This is a genomic window from Nitrosomonas sp. (assembly GCF_020852615.1).
GTDB lineage: Bacteria > Pseudomonadota > Gammaproteobacteria > Burkholderiales > Nitrosomonadaceae > Nitrosomonas.
Map to the genome: position 1 here is coordinate 1 of NZ_JADZAJ010000028.1, position 17,848 is coordinate 17,848.

14 protein-coding genes are annotated in these 17,848 nt (G+C 53.6%); 6 read left to right on the forward strand and 8 right to left on the reverse strand.

The window, feature by feature from the left end; genetic code table 11:
• Positions 1-138: 138 nt before the first annotated feature.
• Positions 139-1,257, forward strand: coding sequence for a histidinol-phosphate transaminase (gene hisC / locus IT527_RS06645; RefSeq protein ID WP_292967759.1), 1,119 nt, complete (start codon positions 139-141; stop codon positions 1,255-1,257).
• 17 nt (positions 1,258-1,274) lie between these two features.
• Entirely contained in the window at positions 1,275-2,201 is a 927-nt protein-coding gene (locus IT527_RS06650; RefSeq protein ID WP_292967746.1) for a prephenate dehydrogenase/arogenate dehydrogenase family protein, read from the forward strand.
• A 31-nt stretch (positions 2,202-2,232) separates the two neighbouring features.
• Here the strand turns inward: IT527_RS06650 and xerC are convergent, their stop codons facing one another.
• The 7 genes from xerC to IT527_RS06685 all read right to left on the reverse strand — a co-directional run bounded on the left by xerC (position 2,233) and on the right by IT527_RS06685 (position 12,323).
• Complete coding sequence (gene xerC / locus IT527_RS06655; protein WP_292967747.1) at positions 2,233-3,186, reverse strand: tyrosine recombinase XerC; 954 nt, start codon at positions 3,184-3,186, stop codon at positions 2,233-2,235.
• Positions 3,170-3,871: a DUF484 family protein gene (locus IT527_RS06660; protein WP_292967748.1), complete on the reverse strand. Its 702-nt coding sequence runs from the start codon at positions 3,869-3,871 to the stop codon at positions 3,170-3,172. The genes xerC and IT527_RS06660 overlap by 17 nt, the downstream gene beginning before the upstream one ends.
• A 640-nt stretch (positions 3,872-4,511) precedes the next feature.
• The gene (locus IT527_RS06665; RefSeq protein ID WP_292967749.1) at positions 4,512-5,891 is read right to left on the reverse strand and encodes a sensor histidine kinase; all 1,380 of its coding nucleotides are present in this window, start codon (positions 5,889-5,891) and stop codon (positions 4,512-4,514) included.
• 40 nt (positions 5,892-5,931) lie between these two features.
• Positions 5,932-6,603 (reverse strand): response regulator, encoded by a 672-nt coding sequence (locus tag IT527_RS06670; protein ID WP_292967750.1) that lies wholly within the window; start codon positions 6,601-6,603, stop codon positions 5,932-5,934.
• A gap of 77 nt (positions 6,604-6,680) precedes the next feature.
• Complete coding sequence (locus tag IT527_RS06675) at positions 6,681-9,827, reverse strand: CusA/CzcA family heavy metal efflux RND transporter (RefSeq protein WP_292967751.1); 3,147 nt, start codon at positions 9,825-9,827, stop codon at positions 6,681-6,683.
• A 1-nt stretch (position 9,828) separates the two neighbouring features.
• Positions 9,829-10,995 (reverse strand): efflux RND transporter periplasmic adaptor subunit, encoded by a 1,167-nt coding sequence (locus IT527_RS06680; RefSeq protein ID WP_292967752.1) that lies wholly within the window; start codon positions 10,993-10,995, stop codon positions 9,829-9,831.
• The gene (locus tag IT527_RS06685; RefSeq protein WP_292967753.1) at positions 10,992-12,323 is read right to left on the reverse strand and encodes a TolC family protein; all 1,332 of its coding nucleotides are present in this window, start codon (positions 12,321-12,323) and stop codon (positions 10,992-10,994) included. The genes IT527_RS06680 and IT527_RS06685 overlap by 4 nt, the downstream gene beginning before the upstream one ends.
• 231 nt (positions 12,324-12,554) lie before the next feature.
• Between IT527_RS06685 and IT527_RS06690 the strand changes: the two genes are divergently transcribed.
• From IT527_RS06690 to rfbD, 4 genes are read left to right on the forward strand one after another with little or no spacing between them, the layout of a single operon-like run.
• Positions 12,555-13,562, forward strand: coding sequence for an NAD-dependent epimerase (locus IT527_RS06690; RefSeq protein ID WP_292967754.1), 1,008 nt, complete (start codon positions 12,555-12,557; stop codon positions 13,560-13,562).
• 8 nt (positions 13,563-13,570) lie between these two features.
• Positions 13,571-14,845 carry a Vi polysaccharide biosynthesis UDP-N-acetylglucosamine C-6 dehydrogenase TviB gene (gene tviB, locus IT527_RS06695; RefSeq protein ID WP_292967755.1) on the forward strand — a complete coding sequence of 425 codons (1,275 nt, stop codon included), beginning with the start codon at positions 13,571-13,573 and terminating at the stop codon, positions 14,843-14,845.
• 18 nt (positions 14,846-14,863) lie between these two features.
• Positions 14,864-15,922, forward strand: coding sequence for a dTDP-glucose 4,6-dehydratase (gene rfbB / locus IT527_RS06700; protein ID WP_292967756.1), 1,059 nt, complete (start codon positions 14,864-14,866; stop codon positions 15,920-15,922).
• A gap of 9 nt (positions 15,923-15,931) precedes the next feature.
• The gene (gene rfbD, locus IT527_RS06705; RefSeq protein WP_292967757.1) at positions 15,932-16,831 is read left to right on the forward strand and encodes a dTDP-4-dehydrorhamnose reductase; all 900 of its coding nucleotides are present in this window, start codon (positions 15,932-15,934) and stop codon (positions 16,829-16,831) included.
• Positions 16,832-16,890: 59 nt separating this feature from the next.
• Here the strand turns inward: rfbD and IT527_RS06710 are convergent.
• Positions 16,891-17,848, reverse strand: a 958-nt coding sequence (locus tag IT527_RS06710) for a type I restriction-modification system subunit M (RefSeq protein WP_292967758.1), incomplete at its 5' end; no start/stop codon positions are given.

Consider the following 17,848-nt stretch of genomic DNA (forward strand, 5'->3'; position numbering starts at 1 on the left):
CGGGCATCAGGAGGATGAAAATGTGGCAAAGGCACTGCAAATGCTGCGTGATAATGCAACGTTTGTGAAGATTTTCGGTTCTTATCCTGCGGCATAATCAGCAAATTCCTGAACAAGATACTATTACCCCTGAACATGATGAACCTCAGTCAACTCGCTCCGGATTATATCCGGGCAATTCAGCCTTATCTGCCGGGTAAACCGATATCAGAACTGGTTAGAGACCTCGGATTAAATAAGGATGATGTAATCAAACTGGCTTCCAATGAAAATCCACTGGGTACCAGCCCATTGGCCAGGGAAGCGATGATTCAGGCACTGACTGAATCAGCCCGTTATCCGGATGGCAGTGGTTTTGAGTTAAAGGCAACCCTGTCCGAGGGGTTGGGTATCCCGGTTGATCAGATCGTACTGGGCAATGGTTCCAATGACGTGCTTGAACTGGCTGCCCGCATTTTTCTGCGTCCTGGTGCGACCGCAATCTATTCCCAGTATGCTTTTGCTATTTACCCGCTGCTGGCACAGGCTGTGGGTGCCAGGGGCATTGCTGTTCCTGCCCGTAATTACGGGCATGATCTTGAGGCCATGCTGGACGCCATCACACCGGAAACCCGTATTGTCTTCATCGCCAATCCTAACAATCCTACCGGTACGTTGTGTGATGCCAGAGATTTGCTGCGTTTTATGGAGCGTGTTCCACAAGACGTACTTGTGGTGCTGGATGAAGCCTACGATGAGTATCTGCCGGAAGCGAGCAAGGCAAACAGCATTGCGTGGTTGAAAAATTTACAGAATCTGGTTATTACACGGACGTTTTCCAAAGCCTATGGTCTTGCCAGTGTGCGGGTCGGTTTTGCGCTGGCACATGCTGATATTGCTAACCTGATGAACCGTATCCGCCAGCCGTTTAATGTCAACAGCATTGGTCTGGCGGCTGCCCAGGCGGCACTGAAAGATGTTGAGTTCGTCAAACTGGCCTATACAACAAATCGTACAGGTATGCAGCAAATGACCCAGGGCCTGACGCAGCTTGATATTGAATATATCCCTTCCTTCGGTAATTTCGTCAGTATCCGTATTCCCGGACTGCCAACCAATACACTGAAAACTTACAGAAACTTACTGCAACAGGGTGTAATTGTGCGTCCTTTGGGTAATTACGACCTCCCCAATCATCTGCGGGTAACGATTGGGATTGAAGAAGAAAACAGGCGATTCCTCGATGCGCTGGGGCGGGCGCTGAAAGAGCTCGATTGACAGCATAACGTCTGGCCGTGGTCTCTTCTGCCCTCTCAAAACTGGTCATCATCGGTGTGGGGCTGATCGGCGGTTCGTTCGCGCTGGCATTGCGCCGGACTGGTTTGGTGGGGCGTGTTGTTGGAATTGGCCGCAGCCCGGAAAATATGCAGCGTGCCCTTGAACTGGGTATTATTGACGAACAAACCGATAATTTTTCCGCTGCACTGTCCGGCGCAGATTTTGTGTTACTCGCGATTCCTGTAAAACAAACTGCCAGTGTCATGCAGCAGATGGCTCCCTGTCTGGAGGATCACACTATTGTTTCGGATGCGGGCAGTACCAAACAAAACGTTATTCAGGCTGCCCGCAGTAATCTGGGTAAGCATATTGAGCGTTTTATTCCCGCACACCCCATTGCCGGCACTGAATTCAGCGGTGCAGAAGCTGCTTTTCCCGAGCTGTTCCAGAATAAACCTGTAATCCTGACACCCCTGCAAGAGAATAATCAGCAGGCCATTGACCGCGTTACTGCGCTTTGGCAGCATTGCGGCGCCAATGTTTCACTGATGCAGGCGGAGCAGCATGATCAGATTCTGGCGGCGATCAGCCACTTGCCACACATGCTGGCATTCTCGCTGATGCGGCATATTCATACACTGAGCCAAACCTTGGACCAGGGCTTGGTTCCGACTCCGGGTGGAGGCGGTCCAATGGCAGTTCTGCAACTTGCCGGTACCAGCCTGAATGATATGACCCGCATTGCTGCCAGTTCGCCGGAAATGTGGCGGGATATCTGTCTGGAAAATCGTGCAGCACTGCTTGCACAAATCGAAGCCTATCAGCAGGAGTTGTCCGCGCTGCAGCAAATGCTGGCCAACCATGATGGTGAATCACTGCAAAAGCTGTTTTCAGCAGCACGTGCCACCAGACAGGAATGGACAGCGTTCAGAAATAAATCCTGATGGTTTGTAACCGCACGTATCTGGTAAAACCCTAGCCGGCTTTGGGTTTTCTCCGGGCACGAGGATGCGCCTGGTCGTAAACCTTTGCCAGATGCTGAAAATCCAGATGGGTATAAATCTGCGTACTGCGGATGCTGCTGTGCCCGAGCATTTCCTGAACCGCCCGCAAATCACCACTCGACTGCAACAGATGGGAGGCGAATGAATGGCGCAGAGCGTGCGGATGGACACGTTCATCGAGGTTCTGTAATAACGCCCGCTGATGTAAACGGGTGGCGATAGTGCGCGGGTGAATACGCCGGCCGCGTTGCGATAGAAATAATGCTGTTTCGCCCGGTATCAGCCATGTGTCCCGCAGCGGGAGCCAGGCTTGCAGCGCACGCAGCGCCAGTTCGCCAACTGGTACAACACGGGTTTTATTACCCTTTCCCGTAACACGTACGATCCCTTCGTTAAAATCAATGTCAGCTGGCTGTAACTGTGTCAATTCGGCCAATCGTAACCCGGATGAATAGAACAGCTCGAACATGGCCAGATCACGTACCGCCAGCGCATCAGCCGGATCAAAAGTCAGCAGTTGTGCAGCTTCATCCGGTGAGAGTGCGTGTGGCAGCTTTTGTGGTGATTTAGGGACGCGCACATCCAGGCAGGGGTTGTCATTGTGATGATGGTGACGGGTCAGATAACGGTAAAACCCGCGCCAGGCGGACAGCATACGTGCCAGGCTCCTGCCGGAAAGGCCACTGTGGTGCAAGCGTGCCATAAAATGGCGGATGTTGTGTGACTGCAGCTGCGTTAGTGCACTATCAGAAACGGTGTATTCGTTTTCCTGCAGGCTGGCAATGCAGCGTACCAGCGCGATCAGGTCACGCCGGTAGCTGTGCCGGGTTAATGCGGAAAGACTGCGTGTGCTGGCCAGATACGCCAGATATTCGTCCAGCAGTGGTGGCAGTGGCGCATTATGCTCGTCATGAAGCGGATTCACGATTGGCTGTTCCGGGAAGCTGCTGTATCAGGCGCGTGATTGAGCTGCTCACCAGATCACCCAGCCGTTCGAGATAAAGTGTTCCCATGTCCGGATAAAAACGTTCCGCTTCGGGGCTTGCCATGACCAGTAAACCAAAATTGCTTTGCTTCTTCAGCGGGATAATGGCAAAAGATTTCAGATATTCTGCATCCTGTTCAAACCATTGCCTGATTTCACCATCCACTTCCGGCCCGCAATAGGGATGCAACATGCCTTGTGCAAGGATGCGCACGTTACTGCTGATCAGATCGAATTCAGAAGAAGAAAGATCTGCTTCGGTACCAAACTCGTCAATTTGCCATAAACGCAGCACGACATGAGGGATGGAAAAATCTTCACATAAGTGATACTGCAAACCATGCAGCAGCTCGGTCAGCGAACTGAAACCCAGCAATGCCACTGTCAGGCGATGCATGCGTTCGCCGATAGCATCATTATTTTCACCGACACTGATCAGCTCTTGCAGTCTGTCCTGCAGCAATCTGTTTTTTTCGCGCAGTAATGCAACCTGGCGTTCGTTAATCGAAATGACGCGATCTTCATAAGGATGTGGAAAGCGCAGTGATTCCAGCAGGGCGGGGTGTTCTTCAAAAAATTTGGGGTGGTCCTGCAGATATTGAGTGACTTCCTCGGGTGTGGTCATGGGCTCATTCATGTCATTGTTACAGTGTGGGCATCTTACCATGGCAGGGGTATCAATATGTCATGGCGGTACTTGTCTATCAAAGATGTCAGGCCGAATTTTTTTTTGAAAACAATGGCATAAGCTGATTTGAACAGAAAAAAATCTTTCAGGGAGCTGTATTTTAAAAAAATTGATCAGGGACTGTCCTGATTCTGTCCGCTTCCGGAACCTCTCGGCTATTTTTAATATTCTATTTGGCACAGCCGGATTCAACCGAAATCCGGCTGGTTCCTGCCTGAATTTTTCCTTTTTTTCAGCATCCGCGCGCTCGCGTACCCGCCAAATCAGTCTGCGACAATATGTCACATTTTCAACCTTTATTTTTATGGGCATAATCGCTTCATTATCCGTACCACCTGATGTTCAGGTTTGCATTTATGCAATATGAATATAAGTCCGGAGGAAAGAATACAGATTTTTCTTTCGGATTTTTACCTGAGTTAAGGGTGTGCTCTTCTGGTAAAAGTTGCTTCCTCCTCTACTTCTGCCTGTCTTTTTACAGTTCTCTGCAAATCGACAGGCATTTTTTTTACTTCATTCTGCAGATTGCTGCTTTAACCGGCAAAACCTGGTGCAGGCAATAAATTGTCCGGCCGGATTAATCACCACGGTTTTCAGGAAAAGTCAGTGTAACTGTCAGGCCGCCTCCTTCCGGTTCAGAAAAAATAATGGTTGCAGCATGCAACTGTGTTATTTCCTGAACGATGGATAAACCCAGCCCGCAGCCACCGCTGGCTGATCCGGGAATACGGTAGAAGCGTTCAAATACTTTACCGTGTTCTTCGACAGGAATGCCGGGACCGTTATCCTCCACAGCCAGATAGGGATGGCCGGAGCGGATACCGCTGCAAACCGTGATGGTACTGCCGGCAGGGCAGTAACGCAGTGCGTTGTCGATCAGGTTTCCCAGTGCTTCACGCAACATCCATGCAATCCCGTCAGTTGTAGCCGGTTCGATTTCAAAACCAAGATCAATGTCTTTTGTGAGTGCACGATCAATGAAAGTTGAAGCTGCACTTTCAGCCAGTTCGTGCAGTGCCACTGGCTGGAAAATCTGATTGGCGGAAGCTGCCGGTTCAGTTTGTGCGTAGATCAGCAACTGGGTAACCAGATGAGCGATGCGCTCGACTGATTCTTCAATGCGCGCCAGGCGTTCTTCATTGCGCAGATATTTTCCTTCAGCCGCCACCAGTTCGATCTGGGTTTGCAAACCGGCAAGCGGTGTACGCAACTGGTGTGCCGCATCAGCCAGAAAACGCTGCTGGGCAGCTGAGGCCAGGCGCAGTGAATCAAACAATTCATTAAGCCGGGTGAGCATCGGGCGGATTTCGCGCGGGGCATGTTCAATATCGAGTGCCCGCAGATCACGTGGCGAGCGGCTGGCAATCTGGTTTTCGACGTGCACCAGTGGCGCCAGTCCGCGCCGGACACCAAAGTAGATTACCAGCAGTGTTGCAGCGATAATCATCAGATTGGGAACGCTGATGGCAACAAGGATATGGTTGCTGGCCTGATCACGTTCACGCATGGTTTCAGCAACGGTAATGATAATTTCATTGCCGTGAACAGCAATACGGCGAGTGGTGGCGCGAACTTTTTCATCCCGGTAGAAATCATCGGAGAATGTTGGCGGCTCATGGAGCGACCCTGGATAGATCGGCAGATCGGCGTCACCGGCCAGCAGCTGGTGGTCAGAGTTGTATACGGCGAAGAAGATTTTATCCATTGCATCAGATCGCAGCATGGCTTCCGCTTCAGGAGTCAGGCGCAGCTCGGGATTTAACCCGACTGTGCGAATATAGGCTGCAATATCCAGCGCTGCATTGTTCAGTGAGTGATCATAGGCGGTGTTGGCAGTTTCCTGTGCCAGCCGGTAATCAAACAGGATGCTGCCGATAAATACAGCGATCAGGGGCAGCAAAATCCAGAGCAGTAACCGTTGCCGCAAACCCAGTGAACGGGGAAGATCGGGTTTCATGAATGGCTTATGAATGGCTTATGAATGGCTTATGAATGGCTTATGAACGGCTCTGATCAATACGATAGCCGATACCGCGGACGGTACGGATTTCGATCCCACCCGGCTCAATTTTGGCGCGCAGCCGTGAAACATGTACCTCGATCGCATTGGGGGTAATGTTTTTGTCCCAGCCGGTGAGACTTTGCAGCAGTTTTTCCTTGCTGACCACCTTGGGGGATGCCAGCAGCAGGGTTTCGAGAATGGTCCATTCACGCAAGGTCAGGAACAGAGGCTCGCCATGCAGTGTAGCGGTATGGCTGCCGGTATTGAGGATGAGCTGGTCGTGCTGCAGTTCTGTGCTGACAACCGAATGAGCCCGGCGAATGAGGGCGCGGATACGAGCAATCAGTTCCGGCAGACGGAATGGTTTGGTCATGTAATCGTCTGCACCTACATCCAGCCCGGCAATCGTATCTTCCATGCTGCCTCGCGCGGTCAGTACCAGTACCGGCAGGCGCATTTTCCGCTGACGTAACCGTTGCACCAGCGTTAGCCCATCAATATCCGGCAGGCCGATATCGACAACGGCCAGATCGAAATTTTCTTCCCGGAGATGACATTCGGCATGCTCGGCATTTTCCGCCACATCCACAGCGTAGCCCGCATTGGCCAGCCCCTGTTTGATACCGCTTGCCACCAGAGAATCATCCTCGACAACCAGAATACGCATTGCACCTCCCCAGTTGGCTGCATGATAACACCCGGTTTTTTCAGAAAACCACAGAGGATATTTCTAAAAAGAGATTTTCAGGTTTTGGTATGCCCTGGCCGAGCCAGCCGGTTATACATCAGCGGCAGTAATACGAGTGTAAAGAAGGTGGCGGAGATGATACCGCCGACAATAACCACTGCAAACGGACGCTGGGTTTCCGAACCGATACTGTGAGAAAGTGCTGCCGGTAACAGGCCAAGGCCCGCCATCAGAGCTGTCATCAATATCGGCCGCAGGCGCAGTACGGCACCTTCCCGCACCGCTTCAGCAAACGGTTTGCCTTTATGCAGCAGGCCGACAATTTCTTCCACCATAATGACACCATTTTGTACCGCAATACCCGAGACAGCGATAAATCCAACGGCAGCTGAAATGGACAGATGCAAACCGGAGAGTGCCAGTCCGGAAAGGCCGCCAATCAGGGTGAGCGGGGCGATCATCAGGATGATGGAGGCAGAGCGCAATGATTTGAATGCCCAGAACAGCAGTACAAAAATACCAAGCAGGCTGGCGGGGACAATAATCATCAGCCGTTTCATTGCGCGCTGCTGATTTTCAAACTGGCCGCCCCAGGTGATCCGGTAACCGGGAGGCAGGTGGACATGCTCTGCTACTTTTTTCTGGGCTTCGCTGACAAAGCTGCCCTGATCGCGCCCCATCAGGTTGGCCTTGACTGAAACGGCACGGCCGCCTGCTTCGCGCGCGATACGTGAAGCGCCCTGGCGCACATCAATGCGAGCCAGTTCACCCAGTGTCAGGAATGCACCGGGACTGCCGGGAGTATTGCCGGGGATAGCGATTTGCAGATTGGCTATGTCTGTAATGGTGTGACGGTAATCGGGCGCCAGGCGGAGATTGACGTTGAAGCGCCGTTCCCCTTCATAGAAGCCGGTGACAGCACTTCCCCCGAATGCTGTCTGGAAAAGATGGTTGATTGCCGCAATCGTGATGCCGTAACGCGCCAGTTTCTGCCGGTCCGGAGTGACAGTGATTTCAGTCTGACCGCCTACCTTGATGGCAGCCACATCCACAGCACCGCGAACATGGTTCAGGATACCCACGATCTGCTCTGCCTTGTCCTCCAGAATCTCCAGATTGGGGCCAAATACCTTGATGGCAATCTCGCCCTTGACCCCGGAGAGCGATTCCTCCACGTTATCCTGAATGACCTGTGAAAAATTGGTGGGTAATCCGGGAATAGCCTTGAGTGATCGTGACATATCTGCCACCAGTTTTTCCTTGGAGCTGAATCGCCAGCTGTTGCGCGGATTGAGATCCGCCAGAATTTCCAGATTATTGGCGCCTTTGGGATCGGTTCCGTCATCCGGACGTCCAACTTGTGCCACAACAGTTTTGACTTCCGGGTAGGCAGCCAGTTTGGCCCGTACTGCCCGTTCGATTTCTTTCGACTGTTCCAGATGAATGGACGGTGGGAGCGCAATCGTCAGCCAGATGTTACCTTCATCGAGTTTTGGCAGAAATTCCGTCCCGATCACCGGCAACAGCGAGAGTGCACCCGCTAATGAGCCAGCCGTGATTGCGGCCATGATGCGGGGGCGGACATCTGCCCAGTCGAGCAGTTTCCGGTAGCCACTTTGCAATCGTTCCATCCAGGTGAGATGGGGTTCGGTTACGGTACTGCGCTGCAACAGATAGGAGAGCAGCGCAGGTACCAGTGTCAGTGTCAGGATAATGGCGCCAAGCAGCGCAAAGGAGAGCGTGAAAGCCACCGGAGAAAAGATTTTTCCTTCCACACGCTGGAATGTGAAGATGGGCACAAAAGCCAGAATGATAATCGCCTTGGAAAACAGAATAGGCTTGCTGAGACTGATAGCAGTCTGCCGCAGTGCGCTAAGGCGTAATTTGACGGCATCCTGTCCGGGTTCCAGCTCGCGTTCCTGCTGCAGCATCAATCGCACCATCAGCGCTTCCACCAGGACAACGGCGCTGTCGATGATAATACCGACATCAACTGCGCCCAGTGAGATCAGGTTGGCTGACACCCCGCGTGCATTCATCATGATGAAGGCAAACAGCAACGTGAGCGGAATGATGCAGGCAACGATCAGTGAAGTCCGCCAATCGCGCAAAAATACGATCAGTACGGCCACTACCAGCAGTGCGCCGACGAGCAGATTTTCTCCTACGGTAGCCACCGTGTGGCTGACCAGCTGGGTGCGTTCGTAAATCGGGCGGATCTGCACGCCGGGCGGCAGCTTGGAGTGGTTATTGAGTTCATCTATCCGCGTTTTGAGAACCTGGATAATTTTGCTTGGATCGCTGCCTTTGATCATCAGCACGATACCTTCGACGATCGAATCGTGGCTGGTAATCCTGCCATCCCCGTCACGCCGGGTGAGCGAGACAATGCCGGAGAGAGGGGTATGTCCGCCGATTGCAACAGTGGCAACATTGCCGACGGTAATGGCTTTGCCGTCACGTGTCGCAATCACGGTAGCGGCGACATCCTCGGCCGAGCGGAAGAGTCCGATGGCACGCAATACCAGTCCTTCGCCGCCGCGCCGGATAATACCGCCACCGGTATTGGAGTTGTTTTCGCTGAGTGCCTGACTGACCTGATCCAGCGTCAACCCGAATTTGCGCAGTGCACCCGGGTCCACATCGACCTGGACTTCCTTGATCGAGCCGCCAAAACCAACCACATCAGCAACGCCCGGCACGCGCCTTAATTCAGGCCGGATAACCCAGTCCTCGACTGCACGGACTTCATAAAGCGGCATATCCGGCGGGGCCTCGACCACATAGCGGTAAATTTCACCAACGGCAGTAGTCAGTGGAGCCAGTTCGGGAGTGATGCCTTCCGGCAAGCCTGCCGTATGCAGCTTTTCCAGCACCTGTGCACGCGCCAGGCGATCTTCGGTACCGTCGGCGAATGTCATGGTGATGACGGACAGTCCGGTGATGGAAACTGAGCGCAACTGGGTCATTTGTGCCACGCCGCTCATTTCCCGCTCAATCGGGATAGTAACACTGCGTTCGACTTCTTCCGGTGCCTGGCCGGTTACCTGGGTGATGATCTGTACCTGTACATCCTGAACATCAGGAAAGGCTTCGATGGGCAGTTCAATGAAAGCGCGTATGCCGGCCACCAGCAGTGCGCCTACCATGACGAGAACAAATAACCGCTGTTTGACCGAAAATGAAATGAGACGACTGAGCATATCAGCTCCCGGCGGCAAGTTCTGAGGCGAGTAACATGGCGCCATCGGTCACGACTTCTTCACCAGACTGCACGCCGCCATTTTCCGGTTCGAGCCAAACGGATTCAGCATCCTGGAAAGCGATACGGATCTGGCGCCGGATAAATTGACCGGGAGTGGTTTCGATGAAAACTGTCGGATAAATTCCATTGGTAATCACCGATACTGCGGGTAACCGGACAACATTGACTGCCTGTGGATCGATCAGCTGGGCGCGGGCAAACATGGCCGGGCGCAACCGGCCTTCCCGGTTATCAATTTCAGCACGTACCTGTATCCGGCGAACATCCGGATCAAGCTGAGGGGCTATGCGGGTGATAGTGGCAAAAAAAGATTCTCCCGGGAATGCGTCAAGTGAGAGCAACAGCGGGTTGCCGGTATGTACCCGGCCAATCAGGCGTTCAGGGACATCCACCTGTACCCACAGGTGAGACAGATTGGAAATAACAAACAGCGGGACATTCTGATCCGGGCGGATTTCTGTTCCCGGATTGGCCTGCCGTTCGACTATCACACCGGCGATCGGCGCACGCAATACCAGTTTCTCACCTTGCACCTTGCCACTTGGGGTCAGATTTTTGACCCGCAGCCGTGACCGTTCCGCTTCTGCTGCTGCAATCTGCCATTCTGCTCTGGCATTTTCGACATCACGCCGGGCGATGGCTTCCCCGGCCAGGAGTTCCTGTGTTCGTTTGTAGGTGAGCTGTTTCTGTACGGCATTCGCTTCTGCTTTATGTAAATCGGCCATGGCAGCACCAAAATCCGGTGAATCCATCGTGGCCAGCGGAGCACCTGTATCGACCTGATCACCAATCTCGGCGTGCAGTTGCAGGATACGGCCGGCAACCGCAGGGATGATGCGGGCGGTCAGGTTTTCAGCCAGTGCCAGCCTGGCGGTCAGCGGTTCACTTGCCGGTAGTGGTGATATGACGGCACGGCTTGTTTTGATATAGGCAAGCTGGGGAGCCCCCGGTGGAAATACCAGATGATGTTCCCCCTCATCATCCGGATCGGTGTTACCGGCTTCCGGCTGGGGAGCAGCCTGCCGGAAATGGAGATAGCTGCCTGCAGCTGCAAGCGCCAGGATAAGGGCAGTAACAATGATTTTGCGTGATCTGGATTTCATCATGACTTGGGTTCTTGTATAGCGGAGGAAGCTGTTTCCAGTGCAGCATCGAGAGCAGCACGTGCTTTTGCCAGGTCGCTGCGGGCCTGCAGTGCATCCAGTTCGGCAGCCCGCAGGATGCGTTGGGCATCGAGAAATTCCAGCGCACTGATGGCACCTTTGCTGAAAGCAATTTCCGCTGCACTGGCGGTGCGGCGGGCAGCCGGCAGTGCCTGTTCCTGCAGGGCCTGCCAGCGGTCACCGGTACGTTGCAATTCGCTGGAAAGCTGGCCGATCTCAGCCTGGATACGGGCACGGATTGCTTCCAGCTGATCTTCGGCCAGTGCCAGTTCAGCGTGAGCACGGCGAATATCGCCTTCAAAATAATTGCCGAGAAACAGTGGAACTGAAAATCCCAGACCGAGTGCATTACGTGGCTGGGTAACATCCCTGGGCTGGCGTTCAAACTCCAGACTGACAGTAACATCACGCGTGCGCTTGGCCTGGGCCAGTGCGAGGTTGTGACGGGCGGCTTCCACCCGTGCAATGGCTGCCAGCGTATCCGGGCGCTGGTCAATGGCGGTGGTAATGGTTGCTGTATCGGGCAGTATGGCCTTTTCAGCCGGCCAGTCTCCCCGGGTGACGATTTGTTGTGCGCGGCTTTCATCCGCCAGCAGGATGGCCAGTGTGACACGTGCGCGTGCAAGCCTGCCCTGTATCGCCTGCTCATCCGCTTTAGCTTTGGCGGAATCCGCTTCGAAACGTCCGAGATCAGCACCGGACAGATCGCCTGCCCGGTAACGGCGCCGGGCCAGATCCAGAATGCGTTCTGACTGCTGTGCAATGATGCTGCTCAATTCAGTATGGCGTTCGGTTTGTTTGAGATCAAACCAGGCACTGCGTACATTGAACCGAATCTGCCGCAGGGCATCGTCAAAATCGAGCCGGGTAGCGGTGAATTCGCTGTCTGCCCTGGCCATGCGCAGTTCACGTTTGTTTCCCCGTTCAAAGATTTTATCCAGATGGATAACATCTTCCGCCGGCGTGGATTTGAAAATAGTAGTCGGCCTGGTTTTGGGGTCGAAATGACTGGTGCTGAAAGATAATGTGGGATTGGGAGAAGCTGCAGCGTTAAGTGTTTCTGCTGCTGCTACTTCAATGTTGCGCTGAGCGAAGCGGAGATCACGGTTGCGAGTCAGTGCCAGGTGTTCGGCTTCCTCCAGACTGACAGCAATATCATAGCCCTGGCCGTAGCTCGGCACTGCAGCCCACAGAAGGAAAACAAGCAAGGTTGAACAGCGCATGACAGTCGATCTCCATATGAGGCGAATATAGACTGTTTCAACTTGCATTTTCCTGACAGATTTTCCGGATGAAACGCTTTTCTGTCAGGCAGCCGCTGCCGTGTTTCAACTTGCTGCTATGATGAGTGAATATGAACAGATCAATAAATCCGGCCTATATCGTTTTAGTGTTGGTCTGACAGCAGAGTAAAATCCTGTTTTGATTGCAGTGGCGCGCGTGGCGGGTGTCGCCGATAAAGTTTATACATGTGATTTGTAGATTTGTAGGGGAGTGATGAATTGAAAGTACTCATTACCGGTGCGGCCGGTTTCATTGGATCCACACTGGCGCTGCGGCTGCTGGAGCGTGGTGATACTGTCATCGGTATCGATAACCACAATAATTATTATGATCCGCAGATCAAGGAAGATCGTCTGGCCCGGTTTGCGGATCATCCGGCTTACGTGCATTTGCGCCTTGATCTGGCAGACAGGGAAGGAATCAATGCCTGTTTTGAAACACATAAACCACAGCGGGTAGTGAATCTGGCTGCCCAGGCCGGGGTACGTTATTCCATTGAAAATCCGCTTGCCTATATCGACAGCAATATTGTTGGCTTCGCCCATATTCTCGAAGGCTGCCGCCACCACAATGTCGAGCATCTGGTATATGCCAGCAGTTCCAGTGTGTACGGCGCCAATACGACCATGCCGTTCTCGGTGCATGACAACGTTGACCATCCGCTCAGCCTTTATGCCGCCAGCAAGAAATCGAACGAGCTGATGGCGCATACCTATAGTCATCTGTACCACCTGCCTACTACCGGTTTACGCTTTTTTACCGTGTATGGACCCTGGGGGCGGCCGGATATGGCACTGTTCAAATTCACCAAAGCCATTCTTGCCGGGGAGAAGATTCCGGTTTTCAACTATGGCAAACATCGCCGGGATTTCACCTATGTGGATGACATCGTGGAAGGTGTGATTCGCGTACTGGATCAGCCTGCCCGGCCCAACCCGGCCTGGAGCGGGGCGAATCCGGATGCCGGCACCAGCATGGCCCCCTGGCGTATTTACAACATTGGTAACAACAGCCCGGTTGAGCTGATGGACTACATTGCCGCACTGGAGAAAGCGCTGGGTAAAAAAGCCGAAATGGAAATGCTGCCTTTGCAGCCGGGTGATGTGCCGGATACCTATGCGGACGTTTCTGATCTCGTTGAACAATTCAGCTACAAACCTGCTACACCGGTTGAGCAGGGGATAGCCAGCTTTGTGGCGTGGTATCGCAATTACTTTAACCTGTAGGAGATAACATGCAGCTTCAGGACATCAAACTTGCCATTGTCGGTCTCGGGTATGTCGGCCTTCCACTGGCCGTTGAATTTGGTCGCAAGCGCCCTGTAACCGGGTTTGACATCAACCGGCGCCGTATCGATGAACTCAAAAATGGCAACGACTTTACGCTGGAAACCACCCGGGAGGAGCTGGCAGCGGCGAAACATCTGATATACACCACCAATATTGACGATTTACGTGCCTGCAACTGTTACATTGTTACCGTACCAACACCGATCGATGAGTACAAGCGTCCCGATCTCACCCCGCTCATCAGGGCATCTGAAACTGTTGGCAAGGCATTGAAAAAAGGTGACATCGTTATTTACGAATCCACGGTTTACCCCGGCTGTACCGAGGAAGATTGCGTGCCGGTACTGGAACGTGTTTCCGGTCTGAAATTCAACCGGGATTTTTATTGTGGCTATAGCCCGGAGCGTATCAACCCCGGTGACAAGGAACACCGCGTTACCACCATCAAAAAAGTCACTTCCGGTTCCACCCCGGCAATCGCCGATCTGGTGGACGGGCTGTATAACGAGATCATTACCGCTGGCACACACAAGGCGGAAAGCATCAAGGTGGCTGAAGCTGCCAAGGTAATTGAAAATACCCAGCGTGACCTGAACATTGCTCTTATCAATGAACTGGCGCTTATCTTCAACAAAATGGGGATTGATACCGAAGCCGTATTGAAAGCGGCCGGCAGCAAATGGAATTTCCTGCCGTTTCGCCCGGGTCTGGTGGGCGGCCACTGCATTGGCGTGGATCCGTATTATCTGACGCATAAAGCGCAGGCAATTGGCTACCACCCGGAAATCATCCTGGCCGGTCGGCGGTTAAACGACAGTATGGGCGCTTACGTTGTCGCGCAACTGGTCAAGGCCATGACCAAGAAACGTATTCAGGTGGAAGGGGCGCGTGTGCTGGTCATGGGGCTTACTTTCAAGGAAAACTGTCCGGACCTGCGCAATACCCGGATCGTGGACATCGTCGCTGAACTCAAGGATTACAACTGTGTGGTAGATGTTTACGATCCATGGGTATCTCCCGAAGAAGCGCAGCATGAATACGGCATTACACCGGTCAAAGCACCTGAATCCGGCAGTTACGATGCCATCATCCTGGCTGTGGCACACCACCAGTTCAGGGAGATGGGCGCTGCTGCCGTTCGCGGGTTGGGTAAACCCGGGGCGGTGCTTTACGACCTTAAATATGTGCTTGATCCGCAAAAATCGGATTTGAGGCTGTAAATACAAAAACATCGGCAAATGAAAATTCTCATCACCGGCGGTGCCGGATTTATCGGTTCTGCGCTCATTCGCTATCTCATCCGCGAAACAGATGAGCAAGTCGTCAACCTCGATAAACTGACTTATGCCGGTAATCTGGAATCACTGGCCGAGTGCGGCCAAAGTCCGCGTTATGCCTTTGAGCAGGTGGATATTTGCGACCGTGCCGGACTGGATCGTGTATTTGCCCGATATCAGCCCGATGCTGTCATGCATCTGGCTGCCGAAAGTCATGTCGATCGTTCCATTGATGGGCCGGCTGCGTTCATCCAGACCAACATGGTGGGTACTTATACTTTGCTGGAAGCGGCGCGTGCTTACTGGCAAAACCTGAGTGCTGAACGTAAGGCAGCATTTCGTTTTCATCACATCAGCACAGATGAGGTATATGGTGATTTGTACAGTAGCAGGGATCTGTTTACCGAGGTCACACCCTATGCCCCCAGCAGCCCCTACAGTGCCAGCAAAGCAGGCTCCGACCATCTGGTACGTGCCTGGCAGCGCACTTACGGCCTGCCTGCCCTCATTACCAACTGCTCCAACAACTACGGGCCATACCATTTCCCGGAGAAGCTTATTCCACTGATGATCCTGAATGCACTGGAAGGCAAGCCGCTGCCGGTGTATGGCCAGGGTAACCAGATTCGCGACTGGCTGTACGTGGAGGATCATGCTCGCGCCCTGTATCGCGTAGTGACAGCGGGGCAGGTGGGGCAGACCTATAACATTGGCGGCCATAATGAAAAACAGAATATCGAAGTGGTTCACACGCTGTGTGAGCTATTGGATGAACTGCGCCCGCGTGACGATGGCAAACCCTATCAGACACAGATTACCCATGTGCAGGATCGCCCCGGCCATGATCTGCGTTATGCCATTGATGCCGGCAAAATTCAGCGTGAACTGGGCTGGATGCCGCGAGAAACCTTTGAAACCGGTATCCGTAAAACAGTGGAATGGTATCTGAACAATCTTGACTGGTGCCGGCGTGTACAGGACGGCAGTTATCAGCGAGAGCGACTGGGTATAAACGGCTAGCGGTTAGATATGAACATCCTCCTGCTTGGCAAAAACGGCCAGCTTGGCTGGGAATTGCAACGCAGCCTGTCTGTTACCGGGCACGTTACGGCACTGGATCGCAATAGCCGGGATTACTGTGGTGATCTTGGCAATCTGCAGGGGCTGACTGAAACTGTGCGAGTACTGAAGCCTGATGTAATTGTCAATGCCGCTGCCTATACCGCCGTAGACAAAGCCGAAAGTGAGCCGGAACTGGCAGGCACGATCAATACTGCCGCACCCGGCGCGCTTGCCGAAGCAGCGGCAAAGCTGGGCGCCTGGCTGGTGCACTACAGCACGGATTATGTATTTGACGGCAGCGGTAATTGTCCGTGGACAGAGACCGATAATCCCGCACCGCTTTCCATCTATGGTAAAAGCAAGCTGGAAGGCGAGCAGCGTATACAGCAATCAGGCTGTAAACATCTGATTCTGCGTACCAGCTGGGTGTATGCAGCACGCGGCAACAATTTTGCCAAAACCATGTTGCGCCTGGCACAAGAACGTGAACAGCTCACGGTAATTAATGATCAGTCTGGAGCGCCCACCGGAGCCGATCTGCTGGCCGATATTACCGCCCACGCTATCCGTTATCTGCAGCACCATCCGCAACATGCCGGTATTTATCACTGTGCGGCATCGGGCGAAACGACATGGTATGAATACGCCCGGTTTGTTATCGGACAGGCCCGGCAAATCAGGTCGGACTTGCCAGTCAAATGCACTGAAATCACCCCTGTCCCCACTTCAGCCTATCCTGCTCCCGCACATCGTCCGCTGAATTCACGGCTGAATACACACAAACTGCAGACTGTTTTTGGTCTGACTCTGCCGCCGTGGCAGCAGGGCGTAACGCGCATGCTCGTGGAAATTCTGGAAAACCGGTAATTCAGGGTGTACAGAATCAAAAGTCCGTCACGTTGCAAACTCATTCATCAAGCATGCTCCTACGGCAGCAACGGTAGCCCCAGTTCCTTGAGAAACTCGTTGTGCCGTTCCCTGGCCTCGGCAATTTTCTTCTCGGCAGCGAGCAGGTCGGCGTGCACCGCCGCGAGATCAATCTCTTCCTCGGCTTGTGCCGTACTGACATAGCGCGAAATGTTCAGGTTGAAATCGTTCTGCTCAATTTCCTCCATACCCACCCGCCGTGAATAACGCGATTCTTCCTTGCGATGCTGGTAGGTATCGATGATCTTGTCGATGTGCTCGGGAAGCAACTGGTTCTGCCGTTTTCCCTTCTCGAAATGTTCGGCGGCGTTGATGAACAGCACATCGTCCGGCTTCTTGCACTTCTTCAGTACCAGAATGCAGACCGGAATGCCGGTGGAGAAGAACAGGTTGGCCGGCAGGCCGATCACCGTGTCGATGTGGCCATCCTTGAGCAGTTTGGTGCGGATGCGCGCCTCGGTCCCACCGCGGAACAGAACGCCGTGGGGCAGGATGATGGCCATCACGCCGTCTTGTTTGAGGAAGTGGAAGCCGTGCAGCAGGAAGGCGAAGTCGGCAGCGGACTTGGGCGCCAGGCCGTAGTTCTTGAAGCGCACATCCTCACCCAGCGCCTCGCTCGGCTCCCAGCGGTAGCTGAAGGGCGGATTGGCCACCACCGCGTCGAACTTCGGCACCCTGGCAGGGTTGGTCTCGCGCAGCATGTCCCACTCGTTGAGCAGGGTGTCGCCGTGGAAGATGTCGAACTCTGAATCCTTCACCCCGTGCAGTAGCATGTTCATGCGCGCCAGGTTGTAGGTGGTGATGTTCTTTTCCTGGCCGTGAATCTTGCCGATGCCGCCACTCCCTTTGGGCCCCATGCGGTTGCGCACGTTCAGCAGCAGTGAGCCGGAGCCGCAGGCGAAATCGAACACGCTGTCCAGATGTGAGCGCTTGCCCGTGGCAGGTTCCTGACTGTCC

What these genes read in the sequence shown, in the direction of transcription:
- hisC (WP_292967759.1), top strand. Translation starts at nt 139, where the DNA reads ATGAACCTCAGTCAACTCGCTCCGGATTATATCCGGGCAATTCAGCCT.
- IT527_RS06660 (WP_292967748.1), bottom strand. Translation starts at nt 3,871, where the DNA reads ATGACCACACCCGAGGAAGTCACTCAATATCTGCAGGACCACCCCAAA.
- IT527_RS06665 (WP_292967749.1), bottom strand. Translation starts at nt 5,891, where the DNA reads ATGAAACCCGATCTTCCCCGTTCACTGGGTTTGCGGCAACGGTTACTG.
- IT527_RS06670 (WP_292967750.1), bottom strand. Translation starts at nt 6,603, where the DNA reads ATGCGTATTCTGGTTGTCGAGGATGATTCTCTGGTGGCAAGCGGTATC.
- IT527_RS06675 (WP_292967751.1), bottom strand. Translation starts at nt 9,827, where the DNA reads ATGCTCAGTCGTCTCATTTCATTTTCGGTCAAACAGCGGTTATTTGTT.
- IT527_RS06680 (WP_292967752.1), bottom strand. Translation starts at nt 10,995, where the DNA reads ATGATGAAATCCAGATCACGCAAAATCATTGTTACTGCCCTTATCCTG.
- IT527_RS06685 (WP_292967753.1), bottom strand. Translation starts at nt 12,323, where the DNA reads ATGCAAGTTGAAACAGTCTATATTCGCCTCATATGGAGATCGACTGTC.
- tviB (WP_292967755.1), top strand. Translation starts at nt 13,571, where the DNA reads ATGCAGCTTCAGGACATCAAACTTGCCATTGTCGGTCTCGGGTATGTC.
- rfbB (WP_292967756.1), top strand. Translation starts at nt 14,864, where the DNA reads ATGAAAATTCTCATCACCGGCGGTGCCGGATTTATCGGTTCTGCGCTC.
- rfbD (WP_292967757.1), top strand. Translation starts at nt 15,932, where the DNA reads ATGAACATCCTCCTGCTTGGCAAAAACGGCCAGCTTGGCTGGGAATTG.